The sequence below is a fragment of the Lelliottia jeotgali genome (assembly GCF_977070485.1).
Window position 1 is genome coordinate 238,800 of sequence record NZ_CDRVFO010000006.1, and the last position, 14,616, is coordinate 253,415.

The following is a 14,616-nucleotide window of genomic DNA, read 5'->3' on the forward strand; positions in this document are numbered from 1 at the left end:
GTTCGTTGGAGCTCTCACCAGTCTCGTAGACTTTCGCTACTGCGCGAGGCTGATGAGAGGCCGTAGTCTGAAACTGCCATAGTTCAGATTCCGGAGTGATTACATTTCTGTAAGCTCGGATCAGCAGCTCTCGTGGCCGACATGCTTGCTGGACTGTGCGGCGACCGGCGGCTGCTCTTTCTCCTGCTGCGCAACCTGATAGGCCTGCATGGAGTTTTGGCGAGCCGCTTCCATCCGCGCAAAGGTCCGGTCCGCGCCGCCCTCTGCCAGGGCGATGCCTGCCATGCCGAAGGTAACGACCATCACAATTGCTTTGACCATGTTCATCTGGAGATCCTCAGTGGGTTCTGCGCCTCATGGCGTCAGGTACAGGGTCAAATTAGCCTCGCGGTGCTGTCAGAAAACTGATCGCGACATTACTTTTCCGTCAGCTTCTGGTTGGGCGTCTTTTTTCCTGCAAACTGGAGATGCACTCCGCGTGGATGAGAGCAGATGAAATTACTCGTAGCCGAAGATGAGCCGAAAACCGGTGTCTACCTCCAGCAAGGCCTAACAGAGGCTGGCTTCACTGTAGACCGGGTGATGACAGGCACTGACGCCCTGCAACAGGCGCAGAGCGAAGCGTATGACTTGCTGATCTTGGACGTAATGATGCCGGGGCTCGATGGCTGGGAGGTCCTGCGCAAGATCCGGGCAGCGGGGAAAGACGTGCCGGTCCTCTTTCTCACGGCCCGTGATGGCGTAGATGATCGCGTTAAAGGCTTGGAGCTGGGTGCTGATGACTACCTTGTGAAGCCCTTTGCGTTCTCTGAGCTGTTGGCTCGGGTCCGCACACTGCTGCGCAGAGGCAACGGTGGTTCTGCTCAAACCACCATGAAGATGGCGGACCTTGAGGTTGACCTGCTCAAGCGCCGGGCTACGCGAAACGGCAAGCGGATCGACCTTACTGCCAAGGAGTTTGCCCTTTTGGAGCTGCTCATGCGCCGACGCGGGGAGGTGCTCCCCAAGTCGCTGATCGCTTCTCAGGTCTGGGACATGAACTTCGACAGTGACACCAACGTGATCGAGGTCGCGATTCGCCGACTGCGGGCCAAGATTGATGACGACTTCGCGCCAAAGCTCATCCATACCGCCCGAGGCATGGGCTACATGATGGATGTGGCCGAGTGATGCGCCCGCAATCATCGCTCGTCAAGCGACTGACCCTGATGTTCATGTTCGCGGTGACTGCTGTCTTGGTCGTTGCCGGCGTGGCTTTCTACGGGCTCAGCCAGCACCATTTCCGGATGCTGGATGAGCAGGCGCTCTCCGAAAAGCTGGAGTCAACGCGTCATATTCTGTCCATTTCAGTAGCGCGAGGCGGGCTCGACGATCAGAAGCAGCAGCTGCGGGCATTGCTCGGCGCACATCAGGATCTGTCGGCGAAAATCACCAAGGCTGACGGAACGGTCCTTTTTTCAGATCCCAAGGCTTCGCAAATTCCTAAGCAGTTCGAGCAGGCGCACCGGGGCGCAGTTTGGGAATGGCAGGATGAAGCGCAGAACTTCCGCGGTATCACCGCCCAGATGACCATCGCGGGCGAGCCGGAACCGGTGACGGCCGTGCTGATGCTCGATGTCACCACTCACGCGCATTTCTTTGTCACCCTGCAATGGTGGTTCGGCATCGGCTTGGTGATCAGCGCGATTGTGAGCGCAGGCTTGGGCTGGGTCGTTGCCAAGAGTGGGCTTCGGCCTGTCGGGCAAATCACCAAAGTGGCCACCGGGATGTCGGCAAGATCGCTCCGCGAGCGCATTCCGCTGGAGCCCGTACCGCTAGAGCTTCAGGAGCTCATCCTGTCTTTCAACGGGATGCTGGGACGGTTGGAGGATGCATTCGTTCGGTTGTCCAACTTCTCTGCCGATATCGCTCATGAGTTGAGAACGCCGGTCAGCAACCTACTTACCCATACCGAAGTGGTGCTCACCAAGAAGCGTGACCTGGATGCCTATGAGGAAAACCTCTATTCGAACCTTGAAGACCTCAAGCGCATGTCGCGCATGATCGACGACATGCTTTTCCTCGCGAAGGCGGATAACGGTCTGATCGTGCCTGAGCAGATTGATGTGGAGCTCTCCGAACTCGTATCCAAGCTGTTCGAGTACTACCAGTTTCTGGCTGAGGATCAAGGCATCCAGCTGACCCTCCAAGGTCGTGGCAAGGTTCGTGGCGATCTCTTGATGATTGACCGAGCGCTTTCCAACCTTTTATCGAACGCGTTGCGCTACACCCCGGAAGGCAACGAGATATCAGTGCAGATCGAGCAAACACGTGAAAACGTGACGTTGTCCATACGTAACAGCGGAGTAACCATCGATCCTCAGCACATTGGCAAGATCTTCGACCGGTTCTATCGGGCTGATCCAGCCAGACGCGAAGGCGGACCAAGCAATGCAGGCCTGGGCCTGTCGATAACACGCTCCATCATCGAGGCTCACAGCGGACGAATTTGGTGTACTTCAGCGGAGGGATTCACAACCTTTTACATCAGCCTTCCAGCCTCCAAGCGGTTGTTTGGTGAAGCCTCTTAATGCTGAATTCATCCCGGTAACCTATATTCGCCCATCATGAAACGCTTCATTCGACTGCTCACCATCCTGATGCTTATCGTGGCGCTTCCGCTTAACGGGATGGCGGGCATCGATTCGGCGACTGAACCTTGCCCAATGCAGACCATGGGCATGGAAATGATGGCGGGCATGGACCATGACTGCTGCCAGGACCAAGAGCCGGGCAAGACTGGTGACCATGCCAAATCCTGCAAGGTAGGCCAGGAGTGCAGAACTGCCAGCACAGTGCAGCTCAGCTTCCTGACGCCTGGACTGACCTATGCCAAGCCACGACCTGCCGATACCTACGCTGTAGGCATAGCAACAGGTTCTCCCCCCGATCCATGGCGTCCTCCCCGCGTCTGACTCCCTCTTAATTTCACACCATCGTTCTGCCTAGCAGCGGGCCGATGGCACGCGCCTGGGCGCTGATCTTTCGAGGAATCATTCTCATGACTCCCCAACGTTTTCAGGGACGAACTCCCACTGCCGTCCTTTTCATACTGCTGCCGGCTGTCTCAGCACAGGCGACAACGCTGCCGCTGGATGAAGCGCTGCAACTGGCTGAACGCAACGCTCCCTCTCTACAAGCCCGCCAAGAGCAGGCATCAGCTGCGCGCAACTTGGTCATTCCAGCGGGCGAACTACCCGATCCGCGCCTGAATCTTGGAGTACAAAACCTGCCGATTGAAGGCGCTGATCGCTGGAGCTTGAACAGAGACTTCATGACCATGCAGGTGGTTGGCCTGTCCCAGGACGTACCGAACCGGGACAAACGTAAAGCTCGCGTAGAGACAGCTCAGGCCACGGTCGAGCGAGCCGATGCTGAGGCGGTCTTCGAGCGCCTGAAGATTCGAGCGGCAACCGCGCAGGCTTGGGTTAATGCGTACACCGTGCAGCGAAAACTTGAACAGTTCGACGCTTTCTACAAAGAAAACCAGCTGCTGGCTTCTACGGTGCGGGCGCGCCTGGCCGGTGGCGCAGGCTCGACGACCGATACGCTGGCTCCGAAACAGGAATTGGCGCAGCTGGACGAGCAGAAGGATGTTTTATTGAGTCAGGCAGCTCAAGCGCGATCCGCGCTGAAGCGCTGGATTGGGCAGGACGCCGAAGTAGGGGCGCCGACGTTCCCACTCTGGCCTGTAGACGCAGCTGAATACCTGCACTCCGTACATGCCCACCCGGAGCTCAATACCTACAACGCCATGACACGCGAGGCGCAAGCCCAGGTACACCAGGCCCAGGCAGAAAAGAAGTCGGATTGGTCTTGGGGGGTGGATTATCAGCGTCGTGGCCCGGACTTCAGCAACATGGTCAGCTTGCAAGTCAGCTTCCAGCTGCCGTTGTTCACCGGCTCCCGGCAAGACCCGATGATTGCGGCACGACGCGCGCAAGTTCGTCAGTTGGAGGATGAGCAGGATGCAGCCCTGCGCGAGCATCAAGCCCAGCTTGAAACAGACCTTGCCGAGTACCAACGTTTGCAGCGGGCGGTGCGGCGCAGTCGCGAGACGCTTCTACCTCTGGCCGAGGACCGGGTACGCCTCGCTCTGGCGGACTACCGCGCCGGTAAGTCGCCGTTGAGTGAAGTGCTGTCGGCACGTCGGCAACGCGTGGAAGCGCTGTTACAGGATGTGGATCTGCAAGGACAGTTGGCTGCAACAGCAGCGCGTCTGCATTTCGTATATGGAGAGGTGCGGGCATGAGGAATAGGTCGATTGGGTTGGTTGTGGCTGCTGCCCTTGCTATTGGAGCAGGCGCGGGCTTCTGGCTAGGTGGACGGGGCACGGTTACCCCATCGCAGCCAGTAGGTGAGCAAAAAGCGCTGTATTGGTACGACCCGATGTATCCCCAGCAGCATTTCCCGGCACCCGGAAAGTCGCCGTTCATGGACATGCCGCTCGTGCCCAAGTATTCAGGCGAGACGGATGACAAGGGGCAGCCTGCGGTTCAGGTCTCGGCTGGGCTCCAGCAAAATCTCGGGATGCGATTGGCAACGGTGATGGCTGGCAGGCTTGAACGATCCCTGAGCGTGAGCGGCGTTCTGGCGTTCGACGAACGCGACTTCAGCGTGTTGCAGGCCCGTACTGGCGGTTACGTCGAACGCGTATATGGCCGGGCGGCGGGGGATATAGTTGCTAAAGGGGCTCCCCTAGCCGATGTGCTGACCCCGGAGTGGGCTGGTTTGCAGGAGGAATATCTGGCGTTGCGGCATTCCGGCGACGCTCAACTGACAGCGGCGGCACGACAGCGGCTCCTGCTCTCCGGCATGCCGGTCTACCTGATCAACCGGGTCGCGAGCACTGGAAAGGTACAGCTCTCGGTCACACTTTCCGCGCCCACTGCCGGTGTCATCCAGGTTCTCGATCTGCGACCCGGCATGACGCTGACGCCGGGGACTACCTTGGCAAGGATCAACGGAGTGGCCAACGTCTGGCTGGAAGCCGCTGTGCCAGAAGCCCAGGCTCAAGGCCTGCGCGAAGGCCAGCCTGTGCAAGCGCAATTGCCAGCTTTCCCAGGCGATCCGGTACCGGGCAAGTTGACCGCGCTGTTGGCTGATGCCGATTTGCAAAGCCGCACGTTGCGCCTGCGTATCGAGTTGCCCAACCCGGATGGACGGCTTCGTCCTGGGATGACCGCTCAAGTGGCTCTCAATCCCGGCGTGTCTGCCGAGCAGAGCCTCTTGGTGCCTGCCGAGGCGGTCATACGTACCGGCAAGCGGGATCTGGTGATGCTGGCTGAAGAAGGTGGTCGCTTCCGACCGGTGGAAGTCGTGTTGGGTCAGGAGAGCAAGGGGCAAGTTGCGGTGTTGCAGGGCCTTCAGGCAGGTCAGCGCATCGTAGCGTCGGGGCAATTCCTACTGGACTCCGAAGCTAATTTGAAAGGCATCGAAGCGGCGACGGCGCAAGACGCTCAGCCAAAAGCGGGGCCCGCCTTACATGAAGCGAACGGCCGTATCGTGCAGATAGACGGAGCCCAGCTCACCGTTGACCATGGTCCCTTCCTCACCCTGGGTATGCCTGGGATGACCATGACCTTCCCGGTGGCTGATCAGTCGCTCCTTGATGGCCTCAAGGTCGGTGCACAGATTCGCTTTGGGATACGCGAACGCGACGAGGGCATGGTGGTTGAGCAGATCAAAGTGTTGGAGGGCCAACCATGATTGCCAAACTGATCCGCTGGTCGGTAGGCAACCGGGTACTGGTGCTGCTCGCTACGCTGTTTCTGGTGGCATGGGGCTTCGTCTCGGTGCGCAGTCTGCCAATCGACGCCTTGCCCGACCTGTCGGATGTACAGGTGATCATCCGCACGTCCCACCCAGGTCAGGCTCCTCAGATCGTTGAGAATCAGGTGACCTATCCGCTGACCACCACAATGCTCTCGGTTCCGGAGGCCAAAACGGTACGCGGCTTCTCCGCCTTCGGTGACAGCTTCGTCTACGTGCTGTTCGAGGACGGCACCGATCTGTATTGGGCGCGCTCTCGGGTTCTTGAGTACCTGAGCCAGGCACAATCGCGATTACCTGCGGCAGCCAAGCCGGTACTCGGACCGGACGCCACCGGAGTCGGGTGGATTTTTCAGTATGCGCTGGTCGATCGCAACGGTGGCCATGACCTGTCGCAACTGCGCAGCCTGCAGGACTGGTTCCTGCGCTATGAGCTCAAGACCCTGCCGGATGTCGCTGAGGTGGCCACCATCGGCGGTATGGTCAAGCAATACCAAGTCCTCCTCGATCCGCTTCGCATGGCCAGCCTCGGTATCACCCAAGCTGAGGTGATAGAGGCTATAGGTAAGGCCAACCAGGAGACCGGCGGTGGTGTGCTGGAGCAAGGCGAAGCAGAATTCATGGTTCGTGCGGCCGGCTACCTAGGATCGCTGGACGATTTCAGAGCGATCCCTCTGCGACTGGCTACCAAGGGCGTGCCGGTGAACTTAGGCGATGTCGCTACGGTGCAGATAGGTCCGGAAGCCCGCAGAGGCATAGGTGAACTGGACGGCCTCGGTGAAGCCGTAGGTGGAGTGGTTATCCTGCGCAGCGGCAAGAATGCTCGTGAGGCCATCGCGCACGTCAAGGCCAAGCTCGAAACCCTGAAGAAAGGCCTGCCTGCCGGGGTGGAGCTTGTCACCGTCTACGACCGCAGCCAGCTGATCGACCGTGCTGTGGAGAACCTCAGTCACAAACTGGTCGAGGAGTTTGTGGTAGTGGCGTTGGTATGCGCAGCGTTTCTCTGGCACCTGCGCTCGTCGCTGGTGGCCATCGTGTCGCTGCCCGTGGGAATCCTGATTGCGCTGATCGTCATGCGTCATCAGGGCATCAACGCCAACATCATGTCCCTTGGCGGAATCGCTATTGCCATCGGTGCAATGGTGGACGCTGCCGTGGTCATGATCGAGAACGCCCACAAACGTGTAGAGGCCTGGCATGCCCAGCATCCTGGTCAACCTTTGCGGGGCGAAGCGCATTGGAACGTAATGACGGAGGCGGCCGTCGAGGTTGGACCAGCGCTGTTCTTCAGCCTCATGATCATCACGCTCTCGTTCATCCCGGTGTTCACGCTGCAAGCCCAGGAGGGCCGCCTCTTTGCCCCCCTGGCCTTTACCAAGACCTACGCGATGGCAGCGGCGGCTGCGCTATCGGTGACCCTGATACCGGTGCTGATGGGGTACTGGATCAGAGGGCCACTGCCTGCGGAACAGCGCAACCCGCTCAACCGGGGCCTCATCCGGCTGTACCGTCCGGCATTGGAGGTCGTCCTGCGCCGGCCCTTGCTTACCCTCGCTGGAGCATTGCTCATCCTGCTCAGCAGTCTGTGGCCCTTGAACCATCTGGGTGGCGAGTTTCTTCCCCCACTTGATGAAGGTGATCTGCTCTACATGCCTTCAGCCTTGCCTGGACTCTCCGCGCAGAAAGCTTCAGAGCTGTTGCAGCGAACGGATCGCTTGATTCGTACAGTCCCCGAGGTAGCCAGCGTCTTTGGTAAGGCCGGCCGCGCCGAATCGGCCACTGACCCTGCACCGCTGGAGATGTTCGAGACCACCGTGCGGCTCAAGCCCAAGAGTGAATGGCGTCCAGGTATGACCACTGAGAAGCTAATCGAAGAGCTTGACCGTATCGTGCGTGTGCCTGGGCTCACCAATATCTGGATTCCGCCTATCCGCAATCGGATTGACATGCTGGCCACCGGCATCAAGAGTCCGATCGGCGTCAAGGTTGCCGGCAGCGATCTGAACCAGATAGACCGGGCTACCCTTGCTGTAGAGCGGGCAGCGATAAAGGTGCCTGGAGTGACTTCGGCCCTGGCAGAGCGTTTGACTGGCGGTCGCTACATTGATTTGGACATCGACCGCCATGCCGCTGCGCGTTATGGCCTGAACATTACCGACGTACAGGCTATTGTAGCCGGTGCCATAGGTGGCGAAACCATTGGGGAAACGGTTGAAGGGTTAGCTCGCTTTCCCATTAGCGTGCGCTATCCACGTGAATGGCGTGATTCCGTGGAGGCGTTGCGTCAGCTGCCGATCTACACGTCGCAGGGGGGCCAGCTGACGCTTGGCACCGTGGCCCGCATACGTATTGCCGATGGCCCGCCCATGCTCAAGAGCGAAAATGCTCGCCCCTCGGGCTGGGTGTACGTCGATGTGCGCGGCAGAGACCTATCGTCTGTTGTGGCAGACCTGCGGCAGGTGATCGACACCGAGGTAAAGCTAGATCCGGGCATGAGCTTGAGTTACTCCGGGCAGTTCGAATACTTGGAGCGCGCTAACGCACGCCTGGCCTGGGTGGTGCCGGCGACGCTGGCCATCATCTTCGTGCTGCTCTACCTGACTTTTGGGCGCCTCGGTGAGGCGCTACTCATCATGGGCACGCTACCGTTCGCGCTAACCGGAGGCGTTTGGCTGCTGTACTTGCTGGGCTACAACCTGTCGGTGGCCACAGGCGTTGGTTTCATTGCCTTGGCCGGCGTAGCGGCGGAGTTTGGCGTGATTATGCTCATTTACCTGAATAACGCTTGGGCTGAGCGTCAGGCCAGTGGCGAAACCACACGAGCAGCGCTGCTCGGCGCAATCCGTGAGGGTGCGGTGCAGCGCATCAGACCCAAGGCAATGACCGTGGCGGTCATCGTTGCAGGCCTGCTGCCCATCCTCTGGAGCAGCGGTACCGGCAGCGAGGTCATGAGTCGCATCGCGGTGCCCATGGTCGGCGGCATGCTAACCGCTCCGTTGCTCTCCCTGTTTGTAATACCTGCGGCGTACTGGCTGATCCGTCGCCGCGAACTTACTGTCACTACCCCCAACCCCTCAGGAGAAAACCAATGAAAAAGCTAATCGTCATCGCAGCCCTGGTCACAGCTTTCGCCGCCAGTGTGCATGCCCAGGACATGGATGGTATGGACATGAAGAACATGCCAGCTTCCGCCGAAGGAGGCCAAGGCACCCAGGCGGCACCCACCGCGCATGCTGAAGGGGCAATAAAGGCGCTGGATCCTCAAAGCGGAAAAATCACATTGGCCCACGGCCCGGTAGCAGAGCTCAAATGGCCGGCGATGACCATGGGTTTCCATGCTGAGCCTGCACAGCTGAAGGGCTTGAACGTAGGAGACAAGGTGAAATTTGGGTTCCGTATGGAAGGAAGCGTCGCGAAGATCGTGAGCATTCATAAGCAGTGATGTTCCAGCCTTAAATGATCGGGCACGCCTTCACACCGAGAGGATTCGGACAAGCTTACAGAAATGTAATCAATCTTCAGGACCCCGTCAGGTCGAACGCTACATACCGTCATGAGACGGTGCACTGGCATCAAATCGACCCGATACCGGAGATATGACCATGAACAGTCGCTTTGAAGAATGCATCTCGGAATGCCTGCGCTGTGCGCTGGCCTGTGAAGGCTGTGCGTCAGCCTGCCTACAAGAACAAGATGTAAAAATGATGGCTGACTGCATCAAGCTGGACAGAGATTGCGCAGATATGTGCAACCTTGCGGCTACCTTGATGGCACGAGAAAGCATGCTGGCCAAAGAGCTTTGTGCCCTATGCGCCAAAATTTGCCGGGCCTGCGGGGAGGAGTGCGGTAAGCATAAGGCAGACCACTGTCAGCAATGCGCCCAGGCCTGCATGACCTGCGCAGAATCCTGCGAAGCAATGGCTGCGTAAGCGAATTTCGCCAAACCTCCGCCTGCTTTCCATGCGCCTGATTAAGGATTTGGGTACGTCGATAATCGTCGTGCTTAGGGAGGCGGGTAGACCGCTGATGGGCATGCGCCCTGGCAGAGCCTAGCTTGGGAAGCTAGCAAACCAAAGGCGCTGCGACCCGATAGCAAAGAAGCCCGCCTCAGCGGCGGGCTATCAGATGTCTCCAAGGGGAGGCTGTAGGCCAACAAGTCTCGGAGCAAGCACTTGTAGGATACGCCTGTTGGCTCACGCCCACCAGCCCGCTTCGGCGGAAGCGAATGGTCCTACGTTCTGACGGCCGGCATTGGGAGCGGCTTGGTGAAGGCCACGTCGATTTGTAGGGCAATCCACCAAGACAAAGCCGGCTGATTATCCCCAAGCGGTATACCCTCAGGAAGAGTCAAAGGCAAAGCTAGGGGTGAATCTAGCGGGTACCCACATTTGAGGGCAAAATCACCAGCTTCGCCTACAGTGCATTGGGTTGAGGGGAAAGGTGTGGGAGCAGAGCTAGATCGGGTAAAGGATCGCAAAAGGAGCAGAGCGTTAATCGAAGACCTCTACCTGGACGCGAACCGAGTTTACGTAATTCACTACTCCTGCGAATCGTTTTATGAAAATGATACGGGGGAGTCGAAACGTGTGACATCCATCGCCACACGGAACCTAAAAACCGGCCAAACCAAATCGTGGTCCATCCATAAAGAAGCAGAGCTCAGCAAACAGCTCTCCAGCATGCAAGCAGAGCTCAATAAATTCGAAAAGTCGATGCTGAAAGGTTTTTTCCAATGGCTTGATAAGCACAAGGATTGTCGGTTCCTGCATTGGAACATGCGAGACGAAAATTTCGGGTTCTTTGCGCTTGAGCATCGCTTTCGGGTGCTCGGGGGCAAACCCGTAGAGCTGCCGGATGACAAGAAGGTTGACCTTGCGCGTGAGCTGGTTGCGTTATATGGAAGAAACTATGCCCCGCATGCCGATAGTAGGGGAAGGAAAGGCAGGATCATGGCATTGGCTGAACTCAATAATGCCAGCGACCAAGACGCACTGCCCGGCGCTGATGAGGCTGCCGCCTTTGTGAACGCTGAGTACATAAAAATGCATCAATCGACCCTAAGGAAGCTCGATATGTTTGCGAACTTCTTCGAGCGTACACATGAAAAGTCCTTGAAGACAAAATCCAAATGGTACGAGCGGAACGGGGTGCATCCTGTTGTGTTAATTGAAATCGTCAAAGACCACCCGATCTACACGACAGTTATCGTACTGAGCGGCCTTGCCATTGCCGCTGTCAATTTCAGCCGTTTCTTGGCCCTTTTCAACTAGCCCCCTGTAGTGCAAGCACCATTTCACCAATCTTTGGGCATCATTATTAGGTTTGGAGGTGTCTACAAAACTGGGACGATTCAGGTTTACTCACATGTGTTGGAGGATTAGTGCTGTCGCAGCCAGCAACGGCGCGGGCTGGGACGCTCTAGCGTGGCATTCGGGTTTAGGATACGAAGCTCATTGGAGCCTCGGGTCGAAGGCCGTCGTCACCGAACTCAAACCGCCAATACCCCACATCATGCCAAGCATCGAGCTTGAATCCGACCTGCGGAAACGTACCGATGTGCTGAAAACCGAGTCGTTCGTGCAGCCCGACACTGCCTTCATTCGGCAAGGCGATACCGGCATACGCCGAGCGATATCCCAGACGCTTCAGAACCGGCAGCAGCACGTCATAGAGCTGCCGAGCAATTCCGCTGCGGCGCTGCCCCTCGGCGACATACACCGTCACATCCACCGTCCACCGGTACGCCGCACGCGCCCGGTGCTGACTGGCGTAGGCATAGCCGACTACCCGTCCTTCTCGCACAGCCACCAGATACGGATAGGTTTGCAGCGTCGTGGAGATACGCTCACACATTTGCTCCACGCTCGGCACTGCCTCTTCGAATGAGATGGCCGTGTTGAGTACGATGGGCGCGTAGATGATCTGGATCTCTTCTGCATCCTCTGGTCTGGCGACACGAATTTCGATTCCGCTATGCATCCGACTGCTCCAAGCTGTTCAGGTGTTCGACTACTTCGTTAACTGTGCTGCGCGCGGTACGGGTGACGCCAATCAACGTCGCCGAGGCCAAGCCGGTCCAGTCGCCATATCCGACCAGCCAGAGGCGCGGCTCGCGAATAGAACGCCCCCCATCAACCTCGACCCTTCCGTAGTCATCCAGCACGTCCAGTGCCTTAAGGTGATCCAGTGCCGGCCGGAATCCAGTACACCAGACCACCACATCGACCTGGGTTTTCTCACCGTTGGGCCAGACGACCCCATCCGACGTAAATGAGGTGAAAGGCCTTACAGCACGAAGGGCCCCGCGCTCGCGAGCCCGGACTACTGAGGGCACCATGACGATATCACCAAGCCCACCGACCTGTGCGTCGATAACACGGCCCTCCTGTTGAGCCTTGAGGCGCTCGGTAGCCCGTTCGAACAGCACCCGGCCATCCACGTCATCAGGCAGAAACGCCGGTTCCTTCGTGGTTACCCACGTTGCGTCGGCGATCTCGGACAGCTCCGCGTAGATTTGCGCCCCCGAGTTGCCACCACCAACGACCAGCACGCGTTTTCCTTGGAAAGCCTCTGGTAACTGGTACTGGGCGGAGTGAATCTGCTGCCCCTGGAACAGCTCTATCCCCGGATAGGCCGGAACATTGGGCTTGCTCCAGGTCCCCGTTGCGCTGATGACGGCACGGGCTTCCCAGTTGCGGTCCTTCGAGCGCACACGAAGACCACGTGCGGTCCGCTCCACCGCCGTGATGCTGACGGGGCGAACGATAGGAAACCCGTAGCGCGCCTCGTACTGCTCCAGGTAGCTGACCACGTGATCCCTATCAGGATTACCTTCGGTGACTGGCGGCATCGGCCAGCCCGCGATGGAGCTCCAAGCGGAGGGCGAGAACAGCGTCAGCGAGTGCCAGCCATGGCGCCACGCCCCGCCCGCAGCCTCTTCAGCGTCAAGCAGCAGGAACGAGAGCTTGGCCCGCTTGAGAAAATAGGCCACCGTCAGCGCGGACTGCCCGCCGCCAATCACGATGACATCGAGTAGCTCGCCTTCGGTGGCCATGGTTTCTCCTGTCTGGCTGGAGCGCTCAGCCTTCGCCGAACTGGTTGATGTAGTTGATGTGCGCAGGCTTCTGAATCGCCCGTGGGCGAAGATCCTGCACCCATGCAATCGCCTCGCGGCGCGGCATTCCGGACTCGATCAGCAGACGGGCAGCGAACAGCCCGGTGCGGCCGGAGCCGCCCTTGCAGTGGATGGCCAGGGCCTTGTTGGATGCGAGCAAAGCGTTCAACTGGTGGCGGATCTCTCCCAGCCCGACCTCGAAGTTTTTATCCGGAGCATGATCATCCTTGATCGGCAGTTGGTACCACTCCAACCCATGCTGCTTGGCCGCGACGCCAAGCTGGGCAACTCCGTTTTCCTGAAGCTCTGCGTCCGACATCAGCGTAACCAGCGCCACGGCACCGGCCTTCTTGAGCGTATCCAGGCTTTCAGCGAGACCGCTGGTCTGGGTGCCCGGACAAGGCGTAAAAATCAGCACACCCGGAGCATGGGGCAACGATTTCAATGAGTAAGGATGCGACATGCTCATGACCTCAGATAGACCGAATATTGACTCGCTTGGATAGTTCTTCCGCCGACTCTTTGCGCTCGGAGTAGCGGTCTACCAAATAATCCTGGCGATCACGCAGCAGGAGCGTGAACTTGGTCAGTTCCTCCATCACGTCGACCAGTCGATCGTAGAAAGAAGACGGCTTCATGCGCCCGGCTTCATCGAACTCCAGGAAGGCTTTCGGCACCGACGACTGGTTCGGGATGGTAAACATACGCATCCAGCGGCCAAGCACGCGCAGTTGGTTCACCACGTTAAAGGACTGCGAGCCTCCACATACCTGCATCACCGCGAGGGTCTTGCCCTGGGTTGGGCGAACCGCGCCCATGGCCAGCGGTACCCAATCGATCTGCGCCTTGAAGACAGCACTCATTGAGCCGTGACGCTCGGGCGAGCACCACACCTGGCCCTCGGACCATTGCATCAGCTCGCGGAGTTCCAGCACCTTCTCGTGAGAGTCCGGAGCGTCATCCGGCAGCGGTAGGCCGGAAGGATCAAAGATTCGGGTTTCGGCGCCGAACTCTTCCAGCAGGCGCGCAGCCTCCTGGACCATCAAGCGGCTGAATGAGCGTTCGCGGGTCGATCCGTACAGCAGCAGGATGCGCGGTTTGTGTGTGGAAGGATCCTTCGGCGCCAGCCGCTCCAGCGACGGCAGATCAATAAGTTCTGGTTGGACATTGGGCAGGTGGTCGTTCATTTCGGTCTCCATTGATCCAGGGCCTACAGCGCGCCGATGCGGGCAAGTTCGGCTTTCAGTTCGTCCTGGCTCAGTTGCGAGAAAGGCAGCGCAATGAAGGCGCGCACGCGCTCATCAATCTTCGCAAGTGTTGTCTGGAAGGCTTCTTCGATTTCTGCCTCACTCCCGGTGACCGCCGAAGGGTCGGCCAGGCCCCAGTGGGCTTTGAGCGATGGACCGAAGAAGATCGGGCAGGCTTCGCCGGCAGCGCGGTCGCACACGGTGACAACGATGTCGGGAGGAGAGCTCTCGAAGGCATCCGAGGCCTTGCTTGAAAGACCTGCGGTGGGGATACCGGCGGCTTCCAGGGTATTCAGTGCCCGCTCATTGACCTTGCCGCTTGGGAAGCTGCCCGAGCTCACAGCTTCCATACCCTCTGGGGCCAGGTGATTGAACAGCGCCTCGGACAGGATGCTGCGGCAGCTGTTGTGGGTGCACATGAACAAGACTTTCATCAGGTATCTC

The 14,616-nt window shown here is 58.8% G+C and carries 15 protein-coding genes; 9 read left to right on the top strand and 6 right to left on the bottom strand.

The features are described from left to right. Positions 1-120: 120 nt before the first annotated feature. Complete coding sequence (locus ACW4TB_RS11530; RefSeq protein WP_053868003.1) at positions 121-327, bottom strand: co-regulatory protein PtrA N-terminal domain-containing protein; 207 nt, start codon at positions 325-327, stop codon at positions 121-123. 165 nt (positions 328-492) lie between these two features. On the opposite strand from ACW4TB_RS11530, the gene ACW4TB_RS11535 reads away from it, so the two are divergent. From ACW4TB_RS11535 to ACW4TB_RS11575, 9 genes are all read left to right on the top strand, one after another. After that, entirely contained in the window at positions 493-1,170 is a 678-nt protein-coding gene (locus tag ACW4TB_RS11535) for a heavy metal response regulator transcription factor (protein WP_012316925.1), read from the top strand. Then, positions 1,170-2,570: a heavy metal sensor histidine kinase gene (locus tag ACW4TB_RS11540; protein WP_125924308.1), complete on the top strand. Its 1,401-nt coding sequence runs from the start codon at positions 1,170-1,172 to the stop codon at positions 2,568-2,570. The genes ACW4TB_RS11535 and ACW4TB_RS11540 overlap by 1 nt, the downstream gene beginning before the upstream one ends. A gap of 36 nt (positions 2,571-2,606) precedes the next feature. Next, positions 2,607-2,954, top strand: a complete 348-nt coding sequence (locus ACW4TB_RS11545; RefSeq protein ID WP_023048569.1) for a hypothetical protein — start codon at positions 2,607-2,609, stop codon at positions 2,952-2,954. Positions 2,955-3,040: 86 nt separating this feature from the next. Continuing rightward, positions 3,041-4,291: a TolC family protein gene (locus ACW4TB_RS11550; protein WP_023048568.1), complete on the top strand. Its 1,251-nt coding sequence runs from the start codon at positions 3,041-3,043 to the stop codon at positions 4,289-4,291. Further along, entirely contained in the window at positions 4,288-5,748 is a 1,461-nt protein-coding gene (locus ACW4TB_RS11555) for an efflux RND transporter periplasmic adaptor subunit (RefSeq protein ID WP_023048567.1), read from the top strand. The genes ACW4TB_RS11550 and ACW4TB_RS11555 overlap by 4 nt, the downstream gene beginning before the upstream one ends. Next, positions 5,745-8,903, top strand: coding sequence for an efflux RND transporter permease subunit (locus tag ACW4TB_RS11560; protein WP_125924297.1), 3,159 nt, complete (start codon positions 5,745-5,747; stop codon positions 8,901-8,903). Before ACW4TB_RS11555 ends, ACW4TB_RS11560 begins: the two co-directional genes overlap by 4 nt. After that, positions 8,900-9,253 (top strand): copper-binding protein, encoded by a 354-nt coding sequence (locus ACW4TB_RS11565; protein ID WP_023048565.1) that lies wholly within the window; start codon positions 8,900-8,902, stop codon positions 9,251-9,253. The genes ACW4TB_RS11560 and ACW4TB_RS11565 overlap by 4 nt, the downstream gene beginning before the upstream one ends. A 160-nt stretch (positions 9,254-9,413) precedes the next feature. Continuing rightward, positions 9,414-9,740 carry a four-helix bundle copper-binding protein gene (locus ACW4TB_RS11570; RefSeq protein WP_371263243.1) on the top strand — a complete coding sequence of 109 codons (327 nt, stop codon included), beginning with the start codon at positions 9,414-9,416 and terminating at the stop codon, positions 9,738-9,740. Positions 9,741-10,397: 657 nt separating this feature from the next. Continuing rightward, complete coding sequence (locus ACW4TB_RS11575; RefSeq protein ID WP_172439589.1) at positions 10,398-11,081, top strand: hypothetical protein; 684 nt, start codon at positions 10,398-10,400, stop codon at positions 11,079-11,081. A 166-nt stretch (positions 11,082-11,247) separates the two neighbouring features. Here the strand turns inward: ACW4TB_RS11575 and ACW4TB_RS11580 are convergent, their stop codons facing one another. The 5 genes from ACW4TB_RS11580 to ACW4TB_RS11600 are packed head-to-tail and all read right to left on the bottom strand — an operon-like array spanning position 11,248 to position 14,606. Further along, positions 11,248-11,790 carry an arsinothricin resistance N-acetyltransferase ArsN1 family B gene (locus ACW4TB_RS11580; RefSeq protein WP_125924296.1) on the bottom strand — a complete coding sequence of 181 codons (543 nt, stop codon included), beginning with the start codon at positions 11,788-11,790 and terminating at the stop codon, positions 11,248-11,250. After that, a complete protein-coding gene (locus tag ACW4TB_RS11585) occupies positions 11,783-12,865 on the bottom strand; it encodes an ArsO family NAD(P)H-dependent flavin-containing monooxygenase (protein WP_023048561.1) in 1,083 nt (360 codons plus the stop codon). Before ACW4TB_RS11585 ends, ACW4TB_RS11580 begins: the two co-directional genes overlap by 8 nt. Before the next feature lie 25 nt (positions 12,866-12,890). Continuing rightward, positions 12,891-13,388, bottom strand: coding sequence for a phosphatase domain-containing putative toxin (locus ACW4TB_RS11590; protein WP_031312160.1), 498 nt, complete (start codon positions 13,386-13,388; stop codon positions 12,891-12,893). A gap of 10 nt (positions 13,389-13,398) precedes the next feature. After that, entirely contained in the window at positions 13,399-14,112 is a 714-nt protein-coding gene (gene arsH / locus ACW4TB_RS11595; RefSeq protein WP_023048559.1) for an arsenical resistance protein ArsH, read from the bottom strand. Between the two features lie 23 nt (positions 14,113-14,135). Then, positions 14,136-14,606, bottom strand: a complete 471-nt coding sequence (locus ACW4TB_RS11600; RefSeq protein ID WP_023048558.1) for an arsenate reductase ArsC — start codon at positions 14,604-14,606, stop codon at positions 14,136-14,138. Positions 14,607-14,616 lie beyond the last annotated feature (10 nt).

Excerpts from the sequence above, each read along its gene's own strand:
- ACW4TB_RS11530 (WP_053868003.1), bottom strand. The coding sequence starts at position 327 with ATGAACATGGTCAAAGCAATTGTGATGGTCGTTACCTTCGGCATGGCA.
- ACW4TB_RS11535 (WP_012316925.1), top strand. The coding sequence starts at position 493 with ATGAAATTACTCGTAGCCGAAGATGAGCCGAAAACCGGTGTCTACCTC.
- ACW4TB_RS11540 (WP_125924308.1), top strand. The coding sequence starts at position 1,170 with ATGCGCCCGCAATCATCGCTCGTCAAGCGACTGACCCTGATGTTCATG.
- ACW4TB_RS11545 (WP_023048569.1), top strand. The coding sequence starts at position 2,607 with ATGAAACGCTTCATTCGACTGCTCACCATCCTGATGCTTATCGTGGCG.
- ACW4TB_RS11550 (WP_023048568.1), top strand. The coding sequence starts at position 3,041 with ATGACTCCCCAACGTTTTCAGGGACGAACTCCCACTGCCGTCCTTTTC.
- ACW4TB_RS11555 (WP_023048567.1), top strand. The coding sequence starts at position 4,288 with ATGAGGAATAGGTCGATTGGGTTGGTTGTGGCTGCTGCCCTTGCTATT.
- ACW4TB_RS11560 (WP_125924297.1), top strand. The coding sequence starts at position 5,745 with ATGATTGCCAAACTGATCCGCTGGTCGGTAGGCAACCGGGTACTGGTG.
- ACW4TB_RS11565 (WP_023048565.1), top strand. The coding sequence starts at position 8,900 with ATGAAAAAGCTAATCGTCATCGCAGCCCTGGTCACAGCTTTCGCCGCC.
- ACW4TB_RS11570 (WP_371263243.1), top strand. The coding sequence starts at position 9,414 with ATGAACAGTCGCTTTGAAGAATGCATCTCGGAATGCCTGCGCTGTGCG.
- ACW4TB_RS11580 (WP_125924296.1), bottom strand. The coding sequence starts at position 11,790 with ATGCATAGCGGAATCGAAATTCGTGTCGCCAGACCAGAGGATGCAGAA.
- ACW4TB_RS11585 (WP_023048561.1), bottom strand. The coding sequence starts at position 12,865 with ATGGCCACCGAAGGCGAGCTACTCGATGTCATCGTGATTGGCGGCGGG.
- ACW4TB_RS11590 (WP_031312160.1), bottom strand. The coding sequence starts at position 13,388 with ATGTCGCATCCTTACTCATTGAAATCGTTGCCCCATGCTCCGGGTGTG.
- arsH (WP_023048559.1), bottom strand. The coding sequence starts at position 14,112 with ATGAACGACCACCTGCCCAATGTCCAACCAGAACTTATTGATCTGCCG.
- ACW4TB_RS11600 (WP_023048558.1), bottom strand. The coding sequence starts at position 14,606 with ATGAAAGTCTTGTTCATGTGCACCCACAACAGCTGCCGCAGCATCCTG.